The sequence below is a fragment of the Streptomyces sp. HM190 genome (genome assembly GCF_009857135.1).
In the GTDB taxonomy this organism is placed as follows: domain Bacteria; phylum Actinomycetota; class Actinomycetes; order Streptomycetales; family Streptomycetaceae; genus Streptomyces; species Streptomyces heilongjiangensis.
Genome location: NZ_CP047318.1, coordinates 764,274 through 790,135, shown reverse-complemented (window position 1 = coordinate 790,135; position 25,862 = coordinate 764,274). Strand labels below are relative to the sequence as shown.

20 protein-coding genes and 1 pseudogene are annotated in these 25,862 nt (G+C 72.8%); 13 read left to right on the top strand and 8 right to left on the bottom strand.

From position 1 onward, the window contains the following. The first annotated feature begins 45 nt into the window (after positions 1–45). Positions 46–603 carry a hypothetical protein gene (locus tag GSY65_RS02850; RefSeq protein WP_159765785.1) on the top strand — a complete coding sequence of 186 codons (558 nt, stop codon included), beginning with the start codon at positions 46–48 and terminating at the stop codon, positions 601–603. Between the two features lie 112 nt (positions 604–715). Here GSY65_RS02850 and GSY65_RS02845 read toward each other — a convergent pair whose 3' ends face one another. Further along, a complete protein-coding gene (locus tag GSY65_RS02845) occupies positions 716–1,708 on the bottom strand; it encodes an O-antigen ligase family protein (RefSeq protein WP_201452435.1) in 993 nt (330 codons plus the stop codon). 322 nt (positions 1,709–2,030) lie between these two features. On the opposite strand from GSY65_RS02845, the gene lnt reads away from it, so the two are divergent. From lnt to GSY65_RS02825, 4 genes are all read left to right on the top strand, one after another. Further along, positions 2,031–3,647: an apolipoprotein N-acyltransferase gene (gene lnt, locus GSY65_RS02840; RefSeq protein WP_159765784.1), complete on the top strand. Its 1,617-nt coding sequence runs from the start codon at positions 2,031–2,033 to the stop codon at positions 3,645–3,647. A 67-nt stretch (positions 3,648–3,714) separates the two neighbouring features. Further along, positions 3,715–4,188, top strand: a complete 474-nt coding sequence (locus tag GSY65_RS02835; RefSeq protein WP_159765783.1) for an NUDIX hydrolase — start codon at positions 3,715–3,717, stop codon at positions 4,186–4,188. Between the two features lie 190 nt (positions 4,189–4,378). Beyond that, positions 4,379–5,590, top strand: coding sequence for a hypothetical protein (locus GSY65_RS02830; protein ID WP_159765782.1), 1,212 nt, complete (start codon positions 4,379–4,381; stop codon positions 5,588–5,590). A 370-nt stretch (positions 5,591–5,960) separates the two neighbouring features. After that, entirely contained in the window at positions 5,961–7,199 is a 1,239-nt protein-coding gene (locus GSY65_RS02825) for a cation:proton antiporter (RefSeq protein ID WP_159765781.1), read from the top strand. A 170-nt stretch (positions 7,200–7,369) separates the two neighbouring features. Here GSY65_RS02825 and GSY65_RS34245 read toward each other — a convergent pair whose 3' ends face one another. From GSY65_RS34245 to GSY65_RS02800, 5 genes are all read right to left on the bottom strand, one after another. Further along, positions 7,370–8,587 (bottom strand): extracellular solute-binding protein, encoded by a 1,218-nt coding sequence (locus tag GSY65_RS34245; RefSeq protein ID WP_159765780.1) that lies wholly within the window; start codon positions 8,585–8,587, stop codon positions 7,370–7,372. Then, positions 8,584–9,495, bottom strand: coding sequence for a hypothetical protein (locus GSY65_RS02815; protein WP_159765779.1), 912 nt, complete (start codon positions 9,493–9,495; stop codon positions 8,584–8,586). Before GSY65_RS02815 ends, GSY65_RS34245 begins: the two co-directional genes overlap by 4 nt. Then, positions 9,492–10,982, bottom strand: a complete 1,491-nt coding sequence (locus GSY65_RS02810; protein ID WP_236579680.1) for a zinc-ribbon domain-containing protein — start codon at positions 10,980–10,982, stop codon at positions 9,492–9,494. Before GSY65_RS02810 ends, GSY65_RS02815 begins: the two co-directional genes overlap by 4 nt. Before the next feature lie 89 nt (positions 10,983–11,071). Continuing rightward, the gene (locus GSY65_RS02805; RefSeq protein ID WP_159765778.1) at positions 11,072–13,405 is read right to left on the bottom strand and encodes a serine/threonine-protein kinase; all 2,334 of its coding nucleotides are present in this window, start codon (positions 13,403–13,405) and stop codon (positions 11,072–11,074) included. Then, positions 13,402–15,120, bottom strand: a complete 1,719-nt coding sequence (locus GSY65_RS02800; protein ID WP_159765777.1) for a trypsin-like serine peptidase — start codon at positions 15,118–15,120, stop codon at positions 13,402–13,404. The genes GSY65_RS02805 and GSY65_RS02800 overlap by 4 nt, the downstream gene beginning before the upstream one ends. A 95-nt stretch (positions 15,121–15,215) precedes the next feature. Here GSY65_RS02800 and GSY65_RS02795 point away from each other — a divergent pair, with 95 nt between their 5' ends. Both GSY65_RS02795 and GSY65_RS02790 read left to right on the top strand, forming a co-directional pair. Then, the gene (locus GSY65_RS02795) at positions 15,216–15,518 is read left to right on the top strand and encodes a trypco2 family protein (RefSeq protein ID WP_236579679.1); all 303 of its coding nucleotides are present in this window, start codon (positions 15,216–15,218) and stop codon (positions 15,516–15,518) included. Positions 15,519–15,697: 179 nt separating this feature from the next. Next, positions 15,698–16,661, top strand: a pseudogene (locus GSY65_RS02790) (SGNH/GDSL hydrolase family protein); the annotation flags it as partial. 36 nt (positions 16,662–16,697) lie between these two features. On the opposite strand, the gene GSY65_RS02785 reads toward GSY65_RS02790, so the two are convergent. Beyond that, complete coding sequence (locus GSY65_RS02785; RefSeq protein ID WP_159765775.1) at positions 16,698–17,792, bottom strand: carboxylate-amine ligase; 1,095 nt, start codon at positions 17,790–17,792, stop codon at positions 16,698–16,700. Positions 17,793–18,540: 748 nt separating this feature from the next. Here GSY65_RS02785 and GSY65_RS02780 point away from each other — a divergent pair. The 5 genes from GSY65_RS02780 to GSY65_RS02760 all read left to right on the top strand — a co-directional run bounded on the left by GSY65_RS02780 (position 18,541) and on the right by GSY65_RS02760 (position 23,256). Continuing rightward, positions 18,541–19,626, top strand: a complete 1,086-nt coding sequence (locus GSY65_RS02780) for an S-(hydroxymethyl)mycothiol dehydrogenase (protein ID WP_159765774.1) — start codon at positions 18,541–18,543, stop codon at positions 19,624–19,626. Beyond that, positions 19,623–20,258 carry an MBL fold metallo-hydrolase gene (locus GSY65_RS02775; RefSeq protein WP_159765773.1) on the top strand — a complete coding sequence of 212 codons (636 nt, stop codon included), beginning with the start codon at positions 19,623–19,625 and terminating at the stop codon, positions 20,256–20,258. Before GSY65_RS02780 ends, GSY65_RS02775 begins: the two co-directional genes overlap by 4 nt. Before the next feature lie 196 nt (positions 20,259–20,454). Beyond that, positions 20,455–20,817, top strand: coding sequence for a bifunctional 3-phenylpropionate/cinnamic acid dioxygenase ferredoxin subunit (locus tag GSY65_RS02770; protein WP_159765772.1), 363 nt, complete (start codon positions 20,455–20,457; stop codon positions 20,815–20,817). Next, a complete protein-coding gene (locus GSY65_RS02765; RefSeq protein ID WP_159765771.1) occupies positions 20,814–21,974 on the top strand; it encodes an NAD(P)/FAD-dependent oxidoreductase in 1,161 nt (386 codons plus the stop codon). The genes GSY65_RS02770 and GSY65_RS02765 overlap by 4 nt, the downstream gene beginning before the upstream one ends. A 130-nt stretch (positions 21,975–22,104) precedes the next feature. Continuing rightward, on the top strand, positions 22,105–23,256 hold the full coding sequence (locus tag GSY65_RS02760) for an aromatic ring-hydroxylating oxygenase subunit alpha (RefSeq protein WP_159765770.1): 1,152 nt from the start codon (positions 22,105–22,107) through the stop codon (positions 23,254–23,256). On the opposite strand, the gene GSY65_RS02755 is transcribed toward GSY65_RS02760, so the two are convergent. Continuing rightward, positions 23,244–23,990: an IclR family transcriptional regulator gene (locus GSY65_RS02755; protein ID WP_159765769.1), complete on the bottom strand. Its 747-nt coding sequence runs from the start codon at positions 23,988–23,990 to the stop codon at positions 23,244–23,246. The genes GSY65_RS02760 and GSY65_RS02755 overlap by 13 nt on opposite strands. Before the next feature lie 200 nt (positions 23,991–24,190). On the opposite strand from GSY65_RS02755, the gene betA reads away from it, so the two are divergent. Beyond that, positions 24,191–25,861 (top strand): choline dehydrogenase, encoded by a 1,671-nt coding sequence (betA, locus tag GSY65_RS02750; RefSeq protein ID WP_159765768.1) that lies wholly within the window; start codon positions 24,191–24,193, stop codon positions 25,859–25,861. The last annotated feature ends 1 nt before the right edge of the window (position 25,862 follow it).

The window sequence follows — 25,862 nt, the reverse complement described above, 5'->3', positions numbered from 1 at the left end:
CGCGACCAGGTGCCCGCACAGCGGAACCTGAGTACGCTCGGAGCCATGAGGGACCACCCCCACGGCGATCCGGTCACCCCCGAAGCCCTCACCTCAGAGGTCTGGACCGGTCGCGCGACCAATCGCGCCCAGTGGCTCCTGGCGCTCGCCGGCGCCGCCTTCATGGCGCTGGGCATCGAACTCGCGTTCGACTCCGCGTGGACGTCCGGCACGGCCCCGCTGGTCATGTCCGTCGTCGGCTGCATCGCGGCCGGGCTGCTGGTCCTGTTCGGGACGCTCGCCTTCGTGCACGTCTCCGTGCGGGTCGACCGGGAGTACGTGGAGGTGCGCTGCGGCCACATCGGCGTGCCGCGCCGCCGCATCCCCCTCTCCCAGGTCGCCGACGTGCACTACGCCCCCCGTGTCACCCCCCACCAGTGGGGCGGCTGGGGCTACCGCTGGCGCCCCGAGAAGGGCACCGCCGTCGTCGTACGCAGAGGCGAGGCCGTGGTGCTGCGCCTCCTGGACGGGCACACGTTCACCATCACCGTCGACCACGCGGAGACCGCCGTACACGTCATCCGCGCCCGGCTCAGGCCCAGGGCGTCCGGCGCCGCCCGCTGACGCCGAAGGGCGCGCCGGGGAGTCAGGGGCATCGGGAGCTCGGGGGAAATCGGGGGCGTCCGCCGAAGCAACCCCTGGGGTCCCGATCGGTCCGTATCAGTCCCCGCGGGTCTCATCCGCGGGCCGTGTCACGGTCCGGTACGCCTACGCCGCCCTCCTCGTCGGGGAGGGGCCGCGCCGTCGCCATCCCCGCGAGCAGGCCCGCACCCGCCGTCACCGTCGTGAAGCTCAGCGCGTTGCCGACCGTGGCGATCGCGGCCAGCGCGGTCAGGGCCGCCCCCGCGGTGAGCACGACCGGGGTGGACCGCGGGGACCGCCACAGGACGTACAGGACCCAGCAGAACACCGTGACCAGGAGGGCGGCACCGACGAGCCCTTGCTCGGCCGCGAGCTGGAGCGGCGCCGAGTGCGGCTTGTCGTCGGACGGCAGCGCCTGGGCGACCGTGGGGCTCAGCTCGCCGAAGCGGCCGGGGCCGGCACCCAGCAGCGGTTCGGCGCGGGCCATGCCGAGCGCGTCGTGCCACAGCAGGACGCGGTGCGGGGTCAGCCGGCCCTCCAGGGAGTCGGTCAGCCCCGACGGCAGCGCGTGCTCCGCTGTCGCCCAGGTCGCCGCCGCCATCAGGGCGGTGGCCACCGCGAGCCCCGCGAGCCCGGGGCCCCGGCGCATCCGGGCCGCGGCAGCTGAGCAGAGCAGCACCCCGGCGCACGCGACGACACCACTGATCGAACCGAGCACACCCGCCGTCACCGCGACGCCGACGGCCAGCAGCAGCAGCGCGAACCGCAGGCCCGGAGCACGGGCCGCCCAGGCCGCGCAGCAGGCGGCGCCCGCCGACAGGACCAGCAGCGCGGCCGTCGCGCCCGTGTGCCCGAGCGGCGACACGAACGGTGAGCTCGCCGAGGTGTGCGGGGCGGTGACCGCCAGGCCGAGACCGGCGAGCGCCCCCGCGCCCGGCGCCACGACCGGCAGCAGGGCTCCGCAGATGCGCCCCGCCGCATAACCGGCCGACACCGCGAGCACCGCCAGCAGCACACCCTCGGGGCGGCCGCCGCGGGCCGCCGCCGTGACCAGCGCCCAGGCCGCGCACGCCCCGAGCAGGATCACGCCCGTGACATCGGAAACGTTCCGTCTGTCGGACGCGGCCGACGCTCCGGCCGCAGGCTCCGTCCCCCTGGACCTCACAACGCCCCCCGACTGTGCCGGGCCCCGACCGCTCGACCGTGTTCGGCCGCACGTCAGAGGCTCGGGCACACCGTAACGGGTGAGACGCCCAAGTGTGGAAGAGTTGTGCAGGAACGATGCTGCGGAGGTGTGCCGCACTCCCGCCCGAACCGCGTCCGGTGGGCCTCGGAACCGCGCCCGGACCGTATGCGGAGCGCACGGACCGCGCTGTCAGCGCCCGGGGCACGCGCCGTACACTCCCCGAGTGACCGTCACCGCGACTCCCGTAGACGAGCCGGAGCAGCTCGAACCCCAGGCCGCGCCCGTTTCCCGCGCGTCCCGATGGGCCCGTCGGCTCCTCCCGGCCGCCGTCGCGGCGCTCTCCGGAGTGCTGCTCTACGTCAGCTTCCCGCCCCGGACCCTGTGGTGGCTGGCCCTGCCGGCGTTCGCGGGCTTCGGCTGGGTGCTGCGCGGGCGGAGCTGGAAGGCGGGACTAGGCCTCGGTTACCTCTTCGGTCTCGGCTTCCTGCTGCCGCTGCTCGTCTGGACCGGTGTGGAGGTCGGGCCCGGACCGTGGCTCGCGCTCGTCGCCATCGAAGCGGTGTTCGTGGCGCTCGTCGGCGCGGGCACCGCCGTCGTGTCCAGGCTCCCCGGCTGGCCGCTGTGGGCCGCCGCCCTGTGGATCGCCGGCGAGGCCGCACGCGCGCGTGCCCCCTTCAACGGCTTCCCCTGGGGCAAGATCGCCTTCGGCCAGGCGGACGGCGTCTTCCTGCCGCTCGCCGCGCTGGGCGGCACCCCGGTCCTCGGCTTCGCCGTCGTCCTGTGCGGCTACGGGCTGTTCGAGACCGTCCGGCTGGTCGCCGACGCCCGGCGCACCGGCGCCGCGCTGCGCCGGGGGACCGCCGCCGTGGCGGCGCTGAGCGTGGCCGTACCCGTGGCCGGTGCCCTCGCCTCCCGCGGCCTCGTCACCGACCGGGCCGAGGACGGCACGGCGACCGTCGCCGTCGTCCAGGGCAACGTCCCGCGGCTCGGCCTCGACTTCAACGCCCAGCGCCGGGCCGTCCTCGACTACCACGCCAAGGAGACCGAGCGCCTCGCGGCCGAGGTCAAGTCCGGCAAGGTGGAGCAGCCGGACTTCGTGCTCTGGCCGGAGAACTCCTCCGACATCGACCCCTTCGCCAACGACGACGCCCGCGCGGTCATCGAGCAGGCGGCGACCGCCATCGGCGCGCCCATCTCCGTCGGCGGCGTCGTCGAACGCGACGGCAAGCTCTACAACGAGCAGATCCTCTGGGACCCGGAGAAGGGCCCCACCGACACCTACGACAAGCGGCAGATCCAGCCGTTCGGCGAGTATCTGCCCCTGAGGCCGCTCGTCGGCGCCATCAACAGCCAGTGGACGTCCATGGTCCGCAAGGACTTCAGCCGGGGTACCGAGCCCGGCGTGTTCACCATGGACGGCGCCGAGGTCGGGCTCGTCACCTGCTACGAGGCGGCCTTCGACTGGGCGGTGCGCTCCGAGGTCACCGACGGCGCGCAGTTGATCTCCGTGCCCAGCAACAACGCCACCTTCGGCCGCAGCGAGATGACCTACCAGCAGCTCGCCATGTCCCGGGTCCGCGCGGTCGAGCACAGCCGGACCGTCACCGTGCCGGTGACCAGCGGCGTCAGCGCGATCATCATGCCCGACGGGAGGATCACGCAGCGCACCGGGATGTTCGTCGCCGACTCGCTGGTCCAGAAGGTGCCGCTGCGCTCCTCCGAGACGCCCGCCACCAAGGTCGGCATCCTGCCCGAGATGCTGCTGGTCCTGGTCGCGGCCGGTGGGCTCGGCTGGGCGGTCGGGGCCGGTGTGCGCGGGAGGCGCGCGGGTGGCGTGTAGCCGTACGCCGCGCATGCGCTTGCGGCAAGCGTCGGGGTGAGGGAACCGGCCCGTTAGGGTCGACTCCATGGCTACCCCTGAATTCATCAGCACGCTCCGTGTCTCCGCCGGTCATCAGCTCCTCTGGCTCCCGGGGGTCACCGCCGTCGTCTTCGACGACGAGGGCAGAGTGCTGCTGAACCGCCGCTCCGACAACGGCCAGTGGTCGCTCATCGGCGGCATCCCGGACCCCGGGGAGCAGCCCGCCGCCTGCGCCGTGCGCGAGGTCCACGAGGAGACGGCGATCAGGTGCGTGGCCGAGCGGATCGTCCTCGTCCAGGCACTCGCCCCGGTGCGCTACGACAACGGGGACGTCTGCCAGTACATGGACACCACGTTCCGGTGCCGTGCCGTCGGTGGAGAGGCACGGGTCAACGACGACGAGTCGCTGGAGGTGGGCTGGTACTCCCTGGACGCGCTGCCCGACCTGAGCGAGTTCGCGCTGTTCCGGATCAAGCAGTCCATGTCCGACGCGCCCACCTGGTTCGACCCCGTCGTCTAGGGGCGGAGGAGCCCCGCGCACGGTCCCCGCGGGTCCGTAGTACCCCCAAGTTCCCCTTCTCGCAGGGCGGTTGGTGTCACCGGGCCGACGGGGCCGGGCGCGTCCGGGCCGGGGCGGGCGTGTACGTTGGCACATGATCCGTTTCTGACCGCGACGGCGCCGGCACACCGGCGAAGGGGAAATCGAGCACATGGCACGCGTTGCCGTCATCACCGCGCCGAACATCGGGTACCGCAACACGGGCATGGTCACCGTCGACCTGGCGTTTGAGTCTCTCCGGCGGCGGATGGCCGGCCCCGTCGACGCCACCTGGTACACCCTGCACCCACCGGAGACGGTCGACCTGCGGGAGTGCGCCCGCGGCACCGCGTTCCCGTTCCGCTTCCGGCCGCTGGCCGAGCACGTCGACGAGCTGCGCGAGCACGACGCGGTCGTCTTCTGGGGGGACTTCCTGCACGCGCGGCACTACCTGGCGCAGGACGCGACGAACCGCCTCATGGACTTCGGCATGGCGCAGGACCGGGACGCGGCCCGTCAACTGCTGAACCGCACGCTGCTCATGGCGGACCAGCCGGACGAACTCCTCTCGCGCACCCTCAGCTACGGCGGGACGATCCTGCACAACACGCAGTCCGACTACGAGGACAAGGAGTACGGCCCGCTGTTCTCACGCCTGGTGACGCGCAGTCACCGGATCTGGACGCGGGAGCCGCTCTCCGCGGCCAGGATCGCCCGCTTCCGCGGGGACCGCGCCACCGAGTACTTCGGTGCGGACGCGGCCCTGCTGTCCCGCCCCGGCGACCTGGACCACCTCCCGGCCACGGCCTGGTCCCAGGACCTGCCGGAGGGCGGCGCGATCGGCGTGTTCCTCGGCGCGCGTACCGAGATCCCGGCCTGGCTGCCGGACTTCTGCGCGTCCCTCGCGGACCGTCTCGGCGCCCCGCTCGAATGGCTGCCCTGGTTCGACCGGGACGTCCCGGCCCCCGCCGCCCACATCGCGCGGCGGCCCGGCGACCACACCCTCGGCGACCTGCTGCGGGTCCTGCCCCGCTACCGGCTGGTCGTCACCGACACCTACCATCTGGCGGTCAACGCCTGGGGTGCCGGCACCCCGGTGCTGTGCGTGGGCGCCCCCGAGCCGGTGCCGACGACCCACGACGACTATCTGACGCTGAGCGACGTCAAGAAGCACGTGTTCCATCTGGCTTACGACGCGGCGGACTTCTACCTGACCACTCTTCCCGACACCCGCGAGGGCCACGAGCGGCGCCTCGACCGGCTGCTCCGCCTCGTGGAGGGCGGCGGCGCCGACGCCGTCGCGGCACGCATACGTGAGCACGCCGACCAGTCGGCGACCGCCTTCACCGAGACGCTCACCGCGCTGCTCGCCACCCCGCGCTGACCAACCTGGCGCGAGACGTACGGCCGTAGGGCCCAGCTCCCGGCCCGTCACACCAGGCGTCCCGCGTATGGACATTGTGGTTTTCGGATTATCCCTTTCGATGATGCGCTAGCATCCTTACGGAATACTTATGCTCCATTGAGCATGTATTCGCTCAGGCGTGGGGGAAGTGGTCGGCGTTCCAGGGCCGACGTGAAGGGGGGCGAGGGACGTGGGCCGAGTCATCCGCGTGCGTGCCGTGATCGCCGCTCGCGACAGTGTTCCCGATACCGGCGAGTGACGGGCCGCACCGTACGCCCGTCCGCCGCACACGCCCACCCGACACCAGGCACAGACGCCGCCCGCCCTCGCCAACGGAGGACAGACGCCCGTGCATCACACCACCGCCATGCTCATCGAACTCGGGGCGATCATCCTCGCCCTCGGCCTGCTGGGACGCCTCGCCGGACGCGTGGGCTTCTCACCCATACCCCTCTACCTGCTCGCCGGGCTCGCCTTCGGCCAGGGCGGCATCCTCCCCCTGCGGGCCAGCGAGGGATTCGTCGCCACCGGCGCCGAGATCGGCGTCATCCTGCTGCTGCTTCTGCTCGGCCTGGAGTACAGCGCCACCGAACTCGTCACCAACCTCAAGACCCAGTACCCCTCCGGCGCCGTCGACTTCGTCCTCAACGCGGCACCCGGCGCCGCGCTCGCCCTGATCCTCGGCTGGGGCCCGGTCGCCGCCGCCGCCCTCGCCGGGGTCACCTGGATCTCCTCCTCCGGCGTCATCGCCAAGGTCCTCGGCGACCTGGGGCGGCTCGGCAACCGCGAGACTCCCGTGGTGCTCGGCATCCTGGTCCTCGAAGACCTCTCCATGGCCGTCTACCTGCCGATCCTCACCACCGTGCTCGCCGGGGTCAGCCTCGCGGGCGGTGCCGTCACCCTGCTGATCGCCCTGGGCACCGTGGGCATCGTCCTCTACATGGCCCTGCGGCACGGCCGGCTCATCAGCCGCGCCGTCTCCTCCGACAACCCCGAACTGCTCCTCCTGGTCGTTCTCGGGCTCACCCTCGTCGTCGCCGGGGTCGCCCAGCACCTCCAGGTCTCGGCCGCCGTGGGCGCCTTCCTCGTGGGGATCGCCCTGTCCGGAGAGGTCGCCGAAGGCGCCAGCAGCATCCTCACCCCGCTGCGCGACCTGTTCGCCGCGGTGTTCTTCGTCTTCTTCGGCCTGCACACCGACCCCGCCGACATTCCGCCGGTGCTCCTCCCGGCCCTCGCGCTGGCCGCCGTCACCGCCCTCACGAAGATCGCCACCGGCTACTGGGCGGCCCGCCGCGCCGGCATCCCCGCGAAGGGCCGCTGGCGGGCGGGCGGAACCCTGGTCGCGCGGGGCGAGTTCTCCATCGTCATCGCCGGACTCGCCGTCGGCGTCGAACCCCGCATCGGTCCCCTCGCCACCGCCTACGTCCTGATCCTCGTCGTCCTCGGTCCGCTCGCCGCCCGCTGGACCGAACCCCTCGCCCGCCGCGTCACCCGACGCGGCGACCACCGCGCACCGGCCCCGACCGGGGAGCCGGCGGCCGTGGCCGAGCCCGTGGAACCCGTGGAGCCCGTCCACGCGACCGGTTGAGCACCGCGGAGCGGGGGCCGCACTGGCACGGCATCGGCCGGAGCCTCCGAGCCGGACCGTCGCGCCGCGAGGACACCCGCCCCGCGCCGTCCCGCCCGAGGGGCGACGACATGACCGTCAGGGGCGCGTCCGCCCCACCCGGATGAACCGGGGCCCTCGCCGTCGGCCCGTCAACCGCCGCCGCACACCGGCAGGGTCGGGCGGCGGTCACCGCTCAGGGCCTCCAACTCCCGCAGCAGGGAGTCCAGTTCGCCGGGAGAGACCAGGAAACGCAGCACCGCCCGGTGGAACGCGTCCCGCAGGTTCGCAGGCATGGTGTCCGAGGCGTCCCAGCACAGTCGCCGCTCCGCGCCCCGCAGGACCGATCCGATCCGCCGCCTGGGCGCGTCCTCGGGACCGGCCGGCGCCGCGGCCTTGCGGTGGGCGGTGAAGTCCGGCAGTCGGGTGCCGGGATCGGCCAGGAAACGGATCAGCTTCCTCGCCTCGTCCGTCGGATTCAGCAGCGCCGCGAGGTCCCCGGAGACCTCCCAGTGGTCGGCGCCCTCCCGCGCACCCGGGATCACCTCGGCGGAGTGCACGAAGTCGCCCGCCGACTGCTTCCAGTGGCTGTCGCGGAACGAGCCCAGGTGCTCCAGGTTCCGCCGGGGGCAGTCCCGGGCGAAGTTGTCCTGGAGCAGGCGGCCGACCCGGGACCGGTCGCCCGCGCCCACCATGGCGCCCCAGGTCCGCCACGCCTTCCGCACCCGTGGGTCCGTCCACGGGAGATCGCCGTTCGCCCACCGCGCGTACACCTCCGCACCGGCCTGCTGCAGCAGGATGTCCTCCACCCAGTCGGTGCCCGGCCAGCCCGAGGTGGCCCCGGACTCCATGCCCACGCACCAGCGGTCCGGCTCACCGGCGGCCCGCCCGATCCCGTCCCCCGACAGACCGCCCCCGTGCCACACCATGCTCTTCAGACCGGTCTTCACCGGCAGCCAGTACGTGCGCTCCCGGCCGTCCCGGCCCGCCACCCGCGGCACCCAGAACCCGTCGTAGTCACCCGCCTCGAACAGCCCGTCCAGCGGCCGCAGTCGGCCCTCGGCCGCGTACGCCGTCAGCTCACCCGGACCCGGCAGCACCGCCACGTCGGGTTGGGTACCGGCCGCCAGATCGGCCGCCAGCACCTGGCTCAGGGCGGAACTGCCCTGGTACACGACGTCGATGCGGTGCTCCTCCTCGAACGGCCGCACCGCCCGCTCGAACTGCTCCCGCTCGGCGCCGCTCCAGTTGGCGAGCACCGTGACCGACCCCGTCCAGCCCTCCGTCAGACGCACCACCGCGACCACCGTGACCAGCAGCACCAGACACACCCCGGCGGCGACGAGCGTCCTGGCCCGCGGGCGGCTCACCGCGGCACCCTGAACCGGTACTCGGAGATGCGCGGCCCCAGCCCCGACACCGTCAGCACCATCAGCACGACCCCTCCTACGAGGATCCAGCCGGACAGTGACGCCCAGAAGCCGGCGTCCGCCATGTACCGCTCCACGTTCGCCCCGGCCTCGGGGATCCCGTCCGCCGACCGGACCTCGCGCAGCTCGGCGAGCGACTCGGTCATCGCCCGCCGCGCCCGCAGCGTGAACCAGCCGAGGACCGTCACCCAGCCGGCCCACAGGACCGTGGCGGCGAGCAGCCACGGCTGCACGGCGGTACGGAAGCGACGCCGCGCGAACCACTGCGCCTCCACCAGCGCCCCGCACAGCGCGAGGCCCAGCACCACCACCGCGCCCCAGCCCAGCCACAGCGGCCAGGGGAACGACGCCTGCTCACGGGCGACCACCAGCCGCCGGTCCCGTAGTTCGTCGAGGCGCTCGACGATGTCGTCCCGGCCCCGTTCGGCGTAGTGCAGGAACGCCGCGCGCAGCGACGCGTCCTCCTCCTGCCCGGCCAGCTCCACCCACGCCGAGTACACCGTGATCAACCCGGTGATCGTCTTCAGGGTGTGCCGGTCCGCCGGACCGGCCACGTCCTCCGACGCCGCGACGGCGATGCTCTGGTGGGCCACCGATATCCGGGTGTGGAAGTCACCCGTCGCCTCCGGCCCCGGCCCGCTCCCGTCGACGTCGACGGCCGTGTGCGCCTGCTGCACGGCGCTCCTCGCGGTGTCCACGGCCAGGATCCCCGGCGCGCTCGACGACGCCAGCGGTACGGTGTCGCCGTGCACGCCCCGGTAGGACACGAACAGCACCAGCGTGGAGACCACCGCCAGGGACGACAGCACCCACAGCCTGCGCACCAGATCACGACCGGTGGCGTTCACGCCCGTTCCCGCAGGTCGTGACCGCACGACGGGCAGAAGCGCGCCGTCGCCGGAGTCCGCTCCCGGCAGGACGGACAGCGCACGGTGGCGGCGAACGGGTCGCCCGGGAACACGTCGTCGGTGGAGCCCGCGTCGGGCCCGTACGTGCTGTGACTGCTCGCGGTGATCAGATGCTCGAAGTCCACGGCCGCCACCCCGGGACGGAGCCGGACCCGGCCCGCCTCCGCGTCGAGGACCTCCACCAGCCGCTCCAGCCGGTCGAGGGATTGCTCCGCGCCGATGGCGTGGGCGAGCCGCACGGCCCGGCCCAGGTGCTGCTGCGCCGCGTCGCGCCGCCCGTCGCGGTGGGCGTCCGCCGCCGCGGCGACGGCCTCGCCGAGCCGCTGGTGCCGCTCGAAATGCTCGACCTGGACGTCGCTGCGCCCGGACAGAGCCACGTCGTCGGTCCAGTGCACCACGCACGGCAGCGGCGGCGTCACCTCCACCCCGTGACCGCCGGGTACGTCGAGGGCGACGACCGCGAGCTGCAGGTCCTCGCCCAGGGGCAGGCCGGTCGGGTCCGCGGACAGGCACAGCTGGTACCGGCGGACCTCGTCGCCCCACGCGCGCGTGACGAACCGCCGGGTCCCGTCGCCGTCCGTGCCCACCGGCTCCAGTTCCACCTCGGTCGGGAAGACCTGTTTGAGGGAGCGCACCTCGGCCCCGGCCGTCGGGGTCACCGCGATCACCAGCTCCGGGATGCTCTTCGCGAGCAGCCGGCGCACCAGCCGCGCGTACTCCTCGGGCAGGGACGCCTCCTCCCGCACCGACGACGCCGTGCCGTGCAGCCGGCTGGTGATCCGCAGCAGTTCCCGGCCGTCCCAGCCGTCGCCGATGCCCCAGGCGTCGCACACGAACCGTCCCGCGCACGCTTCCAGGACCTCCGACAGCGGCATCAGCTCGTCGTGCTGGTTCCTGCCGTCGGTCAGCAGCAGGACATGCCCGATGGGGGCGTCCGCGTCGATCAGCAGTCCGCGCGCCAGGTCGAGCCAGCTGCCGATGCAGGTGCCGCCCCCGGCCACCAGGTTCAGCACGGCCCGCTCCGCCCGCGCGCGGTGCCGGGCGTCGGCCCGCGCCATGGCCGCCGTCGTCGGATAGACCAGGTCCGCCGACTGGGTGCCCCTCACCACCGCGAAGGGCGTGCCGTCGGGCAGCAGCCGCAGCGCCGCCACGGCCGCCTGATGGGCCGCGCGCAGCTTCTCCTGCGGATACGCCATCGAACTGGAGCAGTCCACGGCCAGCACCTGCGCCAGCATCGGGCCCGCGCCGCCGCTCCGGGTGCCGTCGGCCTCGACGGTCAGGATGGCGTGCATGCGCGGTTCTGGCGCCTCGCGGGAGAGGTACTTCCACTGGCTGAGGCCGAGGCCCACCGTCGTGGTCCCCGCGGCCCCGCCGCCCGCCGTTCTCCCGTTCCCCGCCCACTCGTTCACGGATGCCCCTGTGTCCACGGTGTCCGTGCTCCTCGCCCTCGTCCGCGGGCCTCGGCCCGCCCGGCCCGTCCACGGCCCGCCGACGTCCCGGCCGCGGGCCCGCACCTTCACGCCGTCCGTCGCCGGCCCCGCAGCAGCTCCCGCAGCCGCACCGGCTCCGGGAGCACCGCGTACGCCCGGTCCAGCAGCTCACCGCGCTCGACGGCGCTGCCCGCCTGGTCGGCGAGTCTCCGCAGCGAGCCCGACAGCCGACCGCTCAACGCCCGGCGCGTGTCCAGAGGTCCGAACACCTCGCCGGCCGGGAAGCGCGGCCCCCACCCGCCGGGCGGGCGGCCGGCCAACGCGTTCTCGCGGACCTCGGTGATCAGCCGGTCCCAGGCCGCCGATCCCACGAGGTGCTGGGCGGGGCCCGCCAGCCGCGCCAGCCGCCGGTCCGCGTCGGCCAACTCGTCCACCGTCGGCCCCGATCCGGCCACCCGTCCGGTGAGCACCCGGATCGCGGCGACACGCGCGGCGTCGTAGTGCCGTGACGTCGTCGGCACCTCGTCCAGCACCGCGACCGCCCGCGCCCGGTCCCCCCGCCGCAGCTGGAGCCGGGCGAGCCCGAAGGCCGCGCTGCCCTGCGTCCGGTCCCGCCGCCACACGGCCTCGTAGTACTCCTCCGTCCGGTCCTCCGCGGCCGAGCGGTACTCGGCGCAGAACCCGAGTGCCAGCTTCGGCGCCGACTCCCCGGGCAGCGCGGCATAGGCGGCCGCGAACTCGGCCTCCGCACGCTGCACCTGGCCGCAGGTCAGCCACACCAGGCCCTGGTGCCAGAAGCCCCGCCAGTCATAGGCGCCGCTCCGCTCGCGGGCCCGGTCGAGCCACCGTCCGGCCCGGTCGGTGTCCCCTTCGGCGAGATAGGCGCGGCACAACCACCACGCCGTCTCGACGGTGCCGAGCGCCGGGTCCCGTTCGGCACGTTCCGCGATGCGTTCGGGGCTGCCGGAGACGAGTCCGCCGAGCAGGACGGCCGCGGGGTCCCCGGGATCGGGGATCGGCACCGGCAGCGCCCGCGCGGTGTCCTCCGGGTCCGGTGCCCCGACGGGCAGCTCCGGCGGGTCCGGCGCGGAGCGGCGGGTCCAGTGGCCCAGCGCGGGGACCGTGCCGAGGGCCGCGCCGAACACGGCCGCCGTCGGCTCGAACCGGGTGGAGCGCTCCGGGTACGGAGCGTGCCCGCTGAGCGCCCGGTGCTCCCGCAGCACCTCCCACAGCTGGCGGGACATCTCCGCCGCGGACGTGAAGCGGGCCGCCGGTTCCGCGTGGGTGGCGCGTCTGATCAGCGCGTCGAAGGAGCGGGCGGCGAGCCCCGCGGCGGGCTCGGCGCGCGCTGCCAGGGTCTCCAGGGTCCGTCCGACGGTGAAGAGGTCGGTGTCGACGTGGAAGCCCCGCTGGTCGCGCTCCTTCTTCGGCGGCGCGTAGCCCGAGGTGTAGACGAGCGTGGAGGAGCGGTCGTCGGTCCGCCGGATCGCCCCGAGGTCGATGACCTTGATGTCGCGTCCGTAGTGGATGACGTTCTCGGGCTTCATGTCGCAGTACAGCAGGCCCTGACGGTGCAGGTACTCCAGCGCCCCGAGGATCTTGCAGCCGTAGGTGATGACATGGCCGATGCCGAAGGGCCCGCCGAAGAGGGCCGCGAGGTCCGGGTCGGAGGCCCGCCGTATCCAGTCGAGGGAGCGGCCCCCGACGTACTCCATGACGATGTACCCGGTGGGTTCCGTCTCGCCGGGCTCCTGGTGTCGCACGTACGTCACGATCCGCACGATGTCCCGGTGGTGGAGCGTGGTCAGGGAGCGGCGTTCCTCGACGGCCGACCGCCGGGCGACGGCGTCCCCGGTGTTGATCAGCCCCTTGAGGACGACGTGGAGGTCCGGCACCCGGGTGTCCTCCGCCAGGTAGACCCAGCCGAGGCCGCCCACCGCGAGGAAGCCGAGCACCCGGTAGTGGTCGCCGACCCGGTCCCCGGGGCGCAGCTTCGGTTCGAAGGAGTACGCGCGGCCGCACCGGGGGCAGTAGCCGTGGGCCAGGGCGGGGCCGCCCGGGAAGGCGACGCCGATGGTCCCGGGGCAGTTGTCGACGCCGCAGCGCCGGCCGCCGGTGGGCGGGGCGGCGACGGTGGCCGCGGCCTCCGACGCCTCGGGGGAGGGGACCTCGGGGAGGACCACCAGTCCGTCGTTGTCGAGGGTCTCGTCGGCCGGCCGGGCGGGCCGCGACGTCTGCTTCCCCGGTCCGGAGGTGGAGGCGGATCCGGGCCGGGGTGTGCTTCGGGGGGTGGGCCGTGCCGGGGCTGTCCGGATCTGGTCGGGGGGCCGTCGGTGGCAGGTGTCGCAGAAGCCGGTCACCATGATGCGGCCGCTGCCCGCGCAGTCGGTTCTCGGGCACGGCACCGGTGAGGACGTCATGTCGCGGAGCCACCTCCGTGTCCCCGTCCCCGCGGGGCGCGCTGGTCGACGCGGCGGGTGTACGCCTCCACGGCGGCCTCGGCTGCCCTGACGTCGCAGGGCCTGGCCCGCAGCAGTTCGTGCGCGCGCAGACGGAGAGCGTCCAAGGTCAGGTCCTCCTCGTTGCCTCGTACGGAGTTCAGATGCAGGTCGTGGTAGCCCCGGAGTCGGCCGTCCAGTTCGTCCCGCCGGTCGCGCAGCGCGTCGAGGGTGCGTACGGTCCTGGTCAGCCGTGCGGCAACCCGCTGGGCGAGCCGCTCGTACCGGGCCAGCTCCGGGTGCGGGCGGCCGTCGTCGGCCGTGGCCCGCCGGAGCCTGAGGGCGGCGAGGGCGGCGTGCGCCCGCACCAGGTCGGCGTCGGCGGGGGGCACCTCGTAGGCTCGTACGGCGGTCGTGCCCTCGTGGAGGGCACGGGCGAGCGGACCGGTGATCTCCTCCAGCCGTGCGACGAGCCGGGCCCGGCGTTGCCGTTCGGGTTCGATGACCAGCTCGCTCCGGGCACGCTGGTAGACGGTGCCGGCGTCGCGGAACACCAGCAGGAGGCGGTTGCCCTTGGCGCGCAGGGCCTTCAGCAGTTCCAGCAGCGCGGGTGGATCGGCGGCCTCGTCGACCCCGACGACGACCAGGGTGAGGGTGACGTCCGCGGCTCTGATCCGCTCCGCCACCGGGTCCGCGGGATGCTGCCACAGCCCCATGCGCTCGGCGATCCGCTCGCCGATCTCCGCGGCGGTCAGTCCGGTCGCGTCCACGGCCAGGTCGTGACCGCCGGCCGACGGGACCGTGCCGGGCGGGTCGAGGGAGGCACGGCCGACGGACGCCGCGGTGCGCAACTCCCGGTCGGCGAGGGTGATCGCGCGGCGCAGCGTGGCGGCCCGTACCGCGTCCCCGGCGGGGACCAGGCTGATCTTCACCTGCTGTCCGTCGTCCTGGAGCCAGTCGGCGAGGCGCTGGGCGAACGGTTCGTCGAGCAGGGCCTCGGCCGTGTCCTGCCGGGTCGTCCTGAGCCCGTCGTCCACGGCCGCCCTGCCGCGGGTCCACCGGCGGACCTGGGGGAGGTGGCGGACGATGGTCTCGGCCGGGCTCATGAAGGAGAACAGGTTGCCGTGCTGGTCGGAGATGCCGCTGAGGACCATCCCGATGACCTTGCCGGTCAGGGTGTCCATCACGCCCGAGCCACTGCATCCGGGACTGGCCAGCTCACCGGGGCTCGTCGGGCTCAACTGGACCTGCCCGTCCCGTCCGCAGCCGCCGACGATGCTGGCCCGGAACCAGATGCCGCCGTTGTGGTCGTACGGGAAGCCGTACATCTGGACCGCGCGGTTCGGCGCGGAGAGACGGTACAGCAGGGTCGTCTCCGCCACGGGCCTCGGCCGTTCGAGGCGCAGCAGCGCCACGTCGCCCAGGGGATCGCCGTCGGCGTCCCGGGTGTTGGGCACGTACGCGTCCCCGTCGACCCACGCGGCGACCGAGGGCACCGTGAGACCGGGCGCCGCTCCCACGAACTCGGCGGCGAACCGAGCCTCCCGGTCCTCGATCACATGGGCGCAGGTCAGCACCCGGTCGGGGCTGAGCAGAATGCCGGCGCCCGCGATCCTTCCGTCCGCCCGGCGGATGCGTACGGCCCAGCCCGGCGTCTCGAGTGACGAACCATCAACGACTCCCCCGTCGTCCGCCATACCACAACTATACGAGCGACGCGTCCCGGCGCATACTGGGGCGACAGGGATCAACGGGCGTACGGGGGTGCGAGTTGACGGATGAACCGGGGTTCGTGGGACTGACCGAGGTGATCCGCCAGATCAGGGGCGAACTGGAGCGGGCGCAGGACGAGGCGCAGGGCCGGTCCCTCGGGTTCAGTGTCGACAAGGTGAGCCTGACGTTCACCGTGCAGGTCCACCAGGCCGGTTCGGGCCGCGGTGGTGTGCGCATCGGGGTGGTGACGGCCGAACTGGGCGGTTCCGTCGACCGCCAGACGACCCATCAGGTACAGGTCGAACTGACCCCGCAGACGCGGACGGGCGGCCGCGTCTCCGTCGGCCGAGGCGAGCGGCCGGGGCCGACTCCCGCACCGTGACGGACCGTTGGTGGCGAGCGTCCTCACAGCGATCCTGCTTCTCTTGTTGACAACAGAAAACGGCTGGGACAGCGCGTACAAGCGCGCCTGCTGCCGACGACGGTCACCGATCCCGCCACGGGTGCGGAACGGCGGGTCCTCATCGCCGACAGCGACCGGTCGCCCGAACACGGTCCCCTCGACGCCAAGGGCATCACCTACGCCCAGGAACTCGTCCGGGACCTCTTCGCCAACTACCGCACCCGCTGAGGTTCGGCGGAAAGCAGTCCGTGACCGTACCCGCCGGGCGACGGTGCTGAGCGATCCACTGCCCGGACGGCTATCGCCCGCCGCCTCGCTGGTGATCAGTCTGTACGTGGCCGAGAGCGGCGGTCCCGCCACCGGACACGGCATGGCCCTGCAGACCTCGTACACCGCCGACGGTGACCACGCCGCGCAGGAGGGCCCGGACGCGTGGACCGGGACGACCGGCTCGTGGTTCCACCTCGACGCCGTCACCGTACGGACCCGCCCGCGCGTCGGGTCGGTCGTCACCCTCGGCGACTCCCTCACCGGCGGCTGGCAGTCCACCGCCGACCGGGACCGCCGCTGGCCCGACTGCCTGGCCCGACGGCTCCGCGCCGACCCCGGCACCGACATCGGGGCAGTGGCCAACGAGTCCATCTCGGGGAACGAGGTGCTCGCCGACGGGGCCGGGCAGAGCGCCCTGAAACGGCTGGACCGCGACGTCCTGTCCCACCCCGGCGTCCGCACGGTCGTCCTCTTCGAAGGGTCAACGACATCAAGGCGCACACCGGTGTCACCGCCGACGACCTGATCGCAGGCCACCGCGAGATCATCGGCCGGGCCCACGCCGCCGGGATCTGCGTCGTGGGCGCCACGATCGGCCCGTTCAAGGGCTGGTACGAGTGGGACCCGGCCGCCGAGGCAGTACGGCAGGAGGTCAACGCGTTCATCCGCACCGGCGGGGAGTTCGACGCGGTGGCGGACTTCGACCGCGTGCTGCGCAGCCCCTACGACCCCGAGCGCATGCTGCCGTTCCTCGACAACGGCGACCACATCCATCCCAACGACACGGGAATGCAGGCCCTGGCCGACGCCGTACGCCTGCCCGACCTCTCCTGCGAGCGCCGCGCCCCCTGACCGGGCGGTACCGCCCGGCGTGACATCGTTGCCGGGTCAGGGCAGGGTGCTCTCCGTGGTGATCAGCTCGATCGCCGCCCGTGGACCGCCCGTCGCGAGGGCGGTCCGCTGCCGGTCCGCCCCGGTACCGCCCCGCAGCAGCCGGTGCACCAGGCTCGTCACCTCGCGGGTGTCGCCGGACGCGTCCAGCGCCGGCCCGACATGGCCCAGCAGCCGGCACAGCACGTCACCGGCCCGGTGGCGCAGGCCGTCGGGGCCGATCAGTGTGTCGCTCAACCCTTGGCGGGCGGCGTGCCACATGGCCGCCTCCAGGAGTTCGGGCGGGCAGTCGGGCGGGGGAGTACCGGCCTCCGCCTCGGCGCGCGCGGTCTCCACCAGCGCCCGGACGATCCCGGCGAACATCACCGCGTCGTCGGCGCGCAGCTGCACGTCGGGGCAGCGCACCTCGACGGTCGGGTAGCGCTCCGAGAGGCGGACCTGCCAGTACACCTGGCCGGTGTCGCAGATCAGGCCGCTGTCCACCAGCCGGTGCAGCCGCCGGTCGTAGTCGGCCGCGTCGACGAAGGAGGGCGGCATCCCGCTGACCGGCCAGCGGCCGAAGAGGACCGTGCGCCAGCTGCCGAAGCCGGTGTCGTGGCCGTCCCACAGCGGCGAGTTCGCCGACATCGCGGTCAGCGTCGGCAGCCAGACGCGCAGCCGGTTCAGTACCTCGACGCCGACCTCGCGGCTGGGTACGCCCACATGTACGTGCATGCCGTTGACCAGCTGTTCCGCCACCAGCTGCGGTGCCTGCGCGAGCATGGCCCGGTAGCGGGTCCGGTCCGTGACGGCCATGGACCGCGCGTCGCGCAGCGGCGGTGTCCCGGCGGCGGCGATACGGCAGCCGTGCTCCTCGGCGGCGGCGCCCACGGCGTGCCGCAGCCGCAGCAGGTGCCCGCCGATCTCGTCCAGGGTGTGGCACACCGGGGTGGTCACCTCGACCTGGGACTGGAGCAGCTCGTAGTGCACCTCGTGCTCCTCCGCCAGATGCGCCAGACACGCCGACAGGCGAACCTTCTCGGCGTACGGGACCGGTAGGCCCGTGACAGGGTCGACCAGCATGTACTCCTCTTCCAGGCCGATCGTCGTCATCAGTCGCCCTCTGCTCGGCTCGCTGCCGTGACCGGCACGCGAGGGACCCTGGCCGACACCCGTCCCACGGGGGGTTGATCACCTCAACTCAGGAGCGTGGTACTGGGACGATCCGAGTGCCCAGCCGCTTCACCGCAAACCCGACCCATGTGTGCCCGGCGGCGCCCCGCGCCATGCCGCGCCGGACCACCGGGAACGCTCCGAGGAACCGTTTTGCGTCACGGCCGCGAGAGCCGCCGCGGCCGGGGCGGCGCATCCGTCGTCACCGGGCGCCGACGGATCCACCGACCGGCCGAAGCCCCAGGTCGACCGCGCCGTACATCCTCCCGTCGCCGCCGCTCCCCCCCCCACCATTAGAGACCGCCCCGGTCTCCCCGGCCACTCCTGCCCCAGGCCCCCCGACCGCCCCCGCGCCCCCTCCGGAACCCCTGGGCCCCCGGGGCCCGGGGCTCGCGACCGTCGTGCGTCGCCCGGGGGGTCGGCGCCCGCGCGCGAGTGGGTGCCCTCGCCCCGGTCGGCCTCATGACGCCGGCCATGGGGGAGAGCGGGCCCGGGTCGGCGCCGCGGCGGCCGTGGGGGAAGCCGTACCTCTCCTCGGCGCGGTCGGACCGCGCGTACGCCGTCCGGGATCCACCGGTCACCTTCTTGACCCCCGGTCCGCCAGCCCTGATGCTGTGTTGCGGCACATGCGTTGTGTACCGCCATAAGCAACATCAGGAGCAGGTCTCGTATCAGCCGAGGAGTGGCCATGGCTCACCAGGTCCGTGCTGTCGTCGCGCGGGGGAAGGGCGCCCCCGTCAGCCTGGAGACGATCGTCGTGCCCGACCCCGGTCCGGGTGAGGCGCTGGTCAGGATCGAGGCGTGCGGGGTCTGCCACACCGATCTGCACTACCGCGAGGGCGGCATCAACGACGACTTCCCCTTCCTGCTGGGCCACGAGGCCGCCGGTGTCGTGGAGTCGGTGGGGGAGGGGGTCACCGACGTGGCCCCCGGCGACTTCGTGATCCTCAACTGGCGTGCCGTGTGCGGGCAGTGCCGGGCCTGTCGGCGCGGCCGCCCCTGGTACTGCTTCAGCACCCACAACGCCGTGCAGAGGATGACCCTCACCGACGGCACCGAGCTGTCCCCGGCGCTGGGCATCGGTGCCTTCGCCGAGAAGACGCTGGTGGCGGCGGGCCAGTGCACCAAGGTCGACCGCGCCGCGTCCGCGGCGGCCGCCGGCCTGCTGGGCTGCGGCGTGATGGCCGGCATCGGCGCCGCCATCAACACCGGCGACGTGGGCCGGGGCGACAGCGTCGCCGTCATCGGGTGCGGCGGCGTCGGCGCCGCGGCGGTCGTCGGATCGAACCTCGCGGGCGCGGCGAGGATCATCGCGGTGGACATCGACGACCGGAAGCTGGAGACCGCGAAGAGGCTGGGCGCCACCCACACGGTGAACTCGCGGGACACCGACGCCGTCGAGGCGATCCGCGAGCTGACCGGCGGCTTCGGCGCCGACGTCGTCATCGAGGCGGTGGGCCGCCCCGAGACCTACCGGCAGGCGTTCTACGCCCGCGACCTCGCCGGCACGGTCGTCCTCGTCGGCGTCCCCACCCCGGAGATGAAGCTGGAGCTGCCGCTGCTCGACGTCTTCGGACGCGGCGGTTCGCTGAAGTCGTCCTGGTACGGCGACTGCCTGCCGTCCCGTGACTTCCCCATGCTCATCGACCTCTACCTCCAGGGCCGGCTCGACCTCGACGCCTTCGTCACCGAGACCATCGCCCTCGACGACGTCGAGAAGGCCTTCGAGCGGATGCACCACGGCGACGTGCTGCGCTCGGTGGTAGTTCTGTGACGGCCGGCGCCCGGATCGAGCACCTCGTCACCTCCGGCACGTTCAGCCTCGACGGCGGCACCTGGGACGTCGACAACAACGTGTGGATCGTCGGCGACGACCACGAGGTCGTCGTCATCGACGCCGCCCACGACGCCGACGCCATCGCCGAGGCCGTCGGCGACCGCAGGCTGACGGCCATCGTCTGCACCCACGCCCACAACGACCACATCGACGCCGCGCCCGCCCTCGCCGAACGCCTCGGTGCCCCGATCCTGCTCCATCCGGACGACATGCCGCTGTGGAAGCAGACCCACCCCGAGCGCGCGCCCGACGGTGAACTCGCCGACGGGCAGGTCCTGACGGTGGCCGGTGTCGAACTGACCGTGCTGCACACGCCGGGCCACGCCCCCGGCGCGGTCTGCGTGTACGCGCCGGACCTGACGGCGCTCTTCAGCGGCGACACCCTGTTCGCGGGCGGACCGGGCGCGACGGGCCGGTCGTACAGCGACTTCCCCACCCTCGTCGACTCCCTCCGCGACCGGCTGCTGACCCTGCCGGGCGACACCGTCGTCCACACCGGTCACGGGGGGACGACCACGATCGCCACGGAGGCCCCGCACCTCGGGGAATGGCTCGACCGCGGCTTCTGAGCACGTATCCCGAAGGTCCCCGCGCGGCGCCCGTACCGCCTGTTTCCGCAGGTGGTACGGGCGTTTCGAGCTGTCTTGAGGCGGGCCCGCGGACCCGTCCGAAGCGGCCCTTTCGACGCCTTGACAAGGGTTCAGGGCGACCCCAGACTGATGTTGCGCTTACCGCAATCCGTTTCGCTATACGCACCGAGGTGTCATGATGATTCCCGCGTGCCGTCTCGTGGATCTCCCGCGAGGCGAGGCCATCCGGCTCGACATCGACCCGCCTGTCTCGGTGTTCCACACCGACGACGGCGAGGTCTTCGCCATCGACGACACCTGCACCCACCAGGACGCCTCGCTCGCCGACGGCTGGCTGGAGGGCTGCGAGGTGGAATGCCCGCTGCACGCCTCGAAGTTCGACCTGCGGACCGGGGCGGTCGACGCCCCGCCGGCCAAGCTGCCGGTGCGGACGCACGAGGTCGTCGTCGAGGACGGCACGATCTACGTGAAGGTGTCCACGGACGCCCCCAACCTGCCGCCCTGCGTGGCCGCCCGGCTCGCCGGTGGTCCCGCGTGAGGACGGTGGCCGTGGTGGGCGCCTCGCTCGCCGGGCTCTCGGCGGCACGCTCGCTGCGCAGGCAGGGCTACGACGGACGGCTCGTCGTCATCGGCGACGAACTCCACCGCCCGTACGATCGGCCCCCGCTCTCCAAGGAGTTCCTCTCCGGTGTGCTCGGCGAGAGGGACCTCGCGCTGGAGACGGACGGCGAGGACCTGCGGGCCGAGTGGCTGCTCGGCACCCGGGCCGTGGGACTCGACGCCCGTGAGCGGACCGTCCGGCTCGCCGACGGCGGCTCGGTGCGGGCCGACGGCATCGTCATCGCCACCGGTGCCGCCGCCCGGCAACTGCCCGGCTCCGAGGGCCTCGCCGGGGTGCACGTCCTGCGCACCCTGGACGACGCCCGCGCCCTGCGGGACGAACTCGCCCAGAGCGGACGGCTGGTCGTGATCGGCGGCGGCTTCATCGGCGCCGAGGTCGCCTCCACCGCCTCCGCCCTCGGGCTGGACGTGACGGTCGTCGAGGCGGCGCCCACTCCGCTCGCCGGGCCGCTCGGCGAGGAGATGGGCCGTATCGTCTCCGCCCTCCACGCCGACCACGGCGTACGGCTGTTGTGCGGAGTCGGCGTCAAAGGGCTGAGCGGCGAGGCCAGGGTCGACGCCGTCCTCCTGGAGGACGGCCGGACGGTCCCCGCCGACATCGTCGTCGTCGGCGTGGGCGCCCGCCCGTGCGTCGAGTGGCTGGAGGGATCCGGTGTCGCCCTCGACAACGGCGTGACGTGCGGCGCCGACGGCCGCACCAGCCTCGCCGGCGTCGTGGCCGTCGGGGACTGCGCCTCCTGGTACGACCCGCGCGCCGGACACCACCGCCGCGTCGAACACTGGACCGGTGCCCAGGAGCGGCCCGCCGCGGCCGTCGCCGCCCTGCTGGCGGGCGGCGCGGTGGAACCGGGCGTGCCCCGGCCGCCGTACTTCTGGTCCGACCAGTACGGCGTGAAGATCCAGTTCGCCGGTCACGCGTCCGGCGCCGACAGCGTGACCATCGAGCAGGGCGCCGCCGACGACCGCGACGTCCTCGCCGTCTACCGGCGCGCCGGACACCCGGTCGCCGTGCTCGGGATGAACCAGCCCCGGCTGTTCACCCGCTGGCGCAAGCAGCTCGCCGCCACACCGTGACGACGCGGCCGCACCACCCCCTGCTGCGGCTCCTCATGGCGCGCAGCGTCGCCCCCCACACAACGCCGTCCGGAGTCGCTCTTCCCGGCGCGTGACAGTCCGATCCACGACGTTCCCCGAGGAGTGCACCGTGACCTCGACCAGCCTGCCGGACAGCCTGATCGCCACCCTCCCCGGCTCCTCCTACACGGATCCGCAGATCTTCGCCCAGGAGCAGGAGCACATATTCGAGACCATGTGGTTCTGCGTCGCGCGCGCCTCCGAACTGGCGAAGCCCGGCGCGTTCCGCACCGTCGACGTGGGCCGCGAGAGCATCCTCGTCACCCGCGCCCGGGACAACTCGGTCCGCGCCTACTTCAACGTCTGCCGGCACCGTGGCGCCAAGCTCTGCACGGAGGAGACCGGCGAGGTCAAGCGGGCCTTCCAGTGCCCGTACCACGCCTGGACGTACGACCTGAACGGCAAGCTCGTCGCGGCGCCCAACCTCACCAAGATGCCCGACGTCGGCCGCACCGAGTACGGCCTGGTGAGCGTGGCCGTCCGGGAGTGGCTCGGCTATGTGTGGGTGTGCCTGGCGGAGAACCCGCCCTCCTTCGAGGAGGACGTGATCGGCGCGGTCGTCGAGCGGCTCGGCGACGTCGAGTCCATCGAGCGCTACGACGTCGACCACCTCTCCGTCGGCAAGCGGATCGTGTACGACGTCCAGGCCAACTGGAAGCTCATCATCGAGAACTTCATGGAGTGCTACCACTGCGCCACGATCCACCCGGAACTCACCGAGGTGCTGCCCGAGTTCGCCGACGGATACGCGGCCCAGTACTACGTCGGCCACGGCGCGGAGTTCGGCGAGGAGGTGCGGGGCTTCACGGTCGACGGATCCGAGGGGCTGGACCGCATCCCCGGCGTCTCGGACGACCAGGACCGCCGCTACTACGCGATCACCGTCAAGCCGCAGGTCTTCATCAACCTCGTCCCCGACCACGTGATCTTCCACCGCATGTACCCGGTGGCCGTCGACCGCACGATCGTCGAGTGCGACTGGCTCTACCTCCCGCACGTCGTGGAGAGCGGCAAGGACGTCAGCCGGTCCGTGGAACTCTTCGACCGGGTCAACCGGCAGGACTTCGAGGCGTGCGAACGCACACAGCCGGGCATGAGCTCCCGGATGTACGCCAAGGGCGGCGTCCTGGTGCCCAGCGAGCACCACATCGGCGCCTTCCACGACTGGGTCGGCGAACGCCTCGGCGGCCGGTCCCAGCCGCCGGGAGGTCAGCCCAGGTAACCCATCCGGTGGCTGATCTCCTCGGCGCCCTTCATCAGCACCGGGGCCAGCTCCCGCATGCGCTCCTCGGTGAAGCGGTACGAGGGCCCCGAGGCGGTGACCGCCGCGATGACCTGCCCCTCCCGGTCGAGGACCGGCGCCGCCATGGCGTGCAGACCGATCTCCAGCTCCTCCTGGGTCCAGGCGTAACCGGCCTCCCGCACCTCCGCCAGATGCTTCTCCAGCCTGGTCTTCGAGGTGATGGTGTGCGGCGTGACCTTCTTCAGGCCCGCCTCCGCCAGCAGCGCCGCGCGCTCCCGCGCGGGCAGGTACGCCAGCAGCACCTTGCCGCTCGACGTGGCGTGCAACGGGGTCAGCTGGCCGACCCAGTTGTGCGCGGTGACCGCTCCGGGGCCGCGCACCTGGTAGAGGTTGATCGCGTAGTGCTCCTGGAGCACCGCGATGTTGACGGTCTCGCCGATCTCCTCCGCGAGCCGCTCGCAGACCGGGCGGCCCTGCTGGGTGATGTCGATACGGCCCGTGACCGCGCCGGCCAGGCGTACGATGCCGAAGCCGAGCCGGTACTTGCCGCGCTCGCCCGACTGCTCCACCAGGCCGCGCGCCTCCAGGGCGCCGAGCAGGCGGAACGCGGTGGACTTGTGAACATCGATCTCGGCGGCCACCTCACTGACGCCCGCCTCCCCGCGCTGGGCCAGGATTTCCAGGACGCTGATGGCGCGGTCGACCGACTGCACTCCACCGGACTGTGAATTCGAGGTTTCGGTGCCTTGGCTGTGGTTGCTCACAACGAAACTATACGCGTAGTAAACAACACGATTGCAAGTAACAGGCGCGAAACCCACCCAGCCAAGTTGCGTTGCTCGCAACCTGGTGCGTATGGCGATACCGGTCTAGCATGCCTCGCGTACCGATGGCGCGAGCGAGACGAGGCACCATGGCTCCCCTGCACTACGACTTCGTCATCGTCGGCGGCGGTTCGGCCGGCAGCGCACTGGCGAACAGGCTCTCCGCGGACCCGGCCAACCGTGTGCTGGTCCTGGAGGCCGGCCGGTCCGACTACCCGTGGGACGTCTTCATCCACATGCCCGCGGCGCTGACCTACCCGATCGGCAGCCGGTTCTACGACTGGAAGTACGAGTCCGAGCCCGAGCCCCACATGGGCGGCCGGCGCGTCTACCACGCCCGCGGCAAGGTCCTCGGCGGCTCCAGCAGCATCAACGGCATGATCTTCCAGCGCGGCAACCCCATGGACTACGAGCGCTGGGCGGCCGACCCGGGCATGGAGAGCTGGGACTACGCGCACTGCCTGCCGTACTTCCGTCGCATGGAGAACTGTCTCGCCGCCGACCCGGACGACGAGTTCCGCGGCCACGACGGCCCCCTCGTCCTCGAACGGGGCCCCGCGACCAACCCGCTGTTCACCGCCTTCCTCAAGGCCACCGAGGAAGCGGGCCACGCCCCCACGGACGACGTCAACGGCTACCGGCAGGAGGGCTTCGCCAAGTTCGACCGCAACGTCCACCGCGGCCGCCGCCTCTCGGCCTCCAAGGCCTACCTCAAGCCCGCCAGGAAGCGCCCCAACCTCACGGTGACCACCCGCGCCCTCGTCACCCGCGTCCTCTTCGAGGGCAAGAAGGCCGTCGGCGTCGAGTACCAGCGCGGCAAGGGCGCCCCGAAGCAGGTCCGCGCCAGGGAGGTCATCCTGTGCGGCGGCGCCATCAACTCCCCCCAGTTGCTCCAGCTCTCCGGCGTCGGCAACGCCGAGGAGCTGAGGGCCCTCGGCATCGACGTCGTCCACGACCTCCCCGGCGTCGGCGAGAACATGCAGGACCACCTGGAGGTCTACATCCAGTACGCCTGCAAACAGCCCGTCTCCATGCAGCCGTACCTGGCGAAGTGGCGCGCCCCCTTCATCGGGCTCCAGTGGCTGTTCCGCAAGGGCCCCGCCGCCACCAACCACTTCGAGGCCGGCGGCTTCTGCCGCAGCAACGACGACGTGGACTACCCCAATCTCATGTTCCACTTCCTGCCGATCGCGGTCCGCTACGACGGCTCCGTACCGGCCGGCGGCCACGGCTACCAGGTGCACGTCGGGCCCATGTACTCCGACGCCATCGGCTCCGTGAAGATCAAGAGCAGGGACCCGCGCGAACACCCCGCGCTGCGCTTCAACTACCTCTCCACCGAACAGGACCGCCGCGAATGGGTCGAGGCCGTCCGCGTCGCCCGCACCATCCTCAACCAGCCCGCGCTCGCTCCCTACAACGGCGGGGAGATCTCGCCCGGACCGTCCGTCGAGACCGACGAGGAGATCCTCGCCTGGGTCGCCAAGGACGGCGAGACCGCCCTGCACCCGTCCTGCACCTGCAAGATGGGCACCGACGCGATGTCCGTCGTCGACCCCGCCAGCATGCGGGTGCACGGCGTGGAGGGCCTGCGCGTCGTGGACGCCTCCGTCATGCCCTACGTCACCAACGGAAACATCTACGCGCCCGTGATGATGATCGCGGAGAAGGCCGCCGACCTGATCCTCGGCAGGGAACCGCTGCCCGCGTCCACGGCCGCCTACTACCGCCACCGCGACGCCCAGAAGTCGGCGGGGTAGA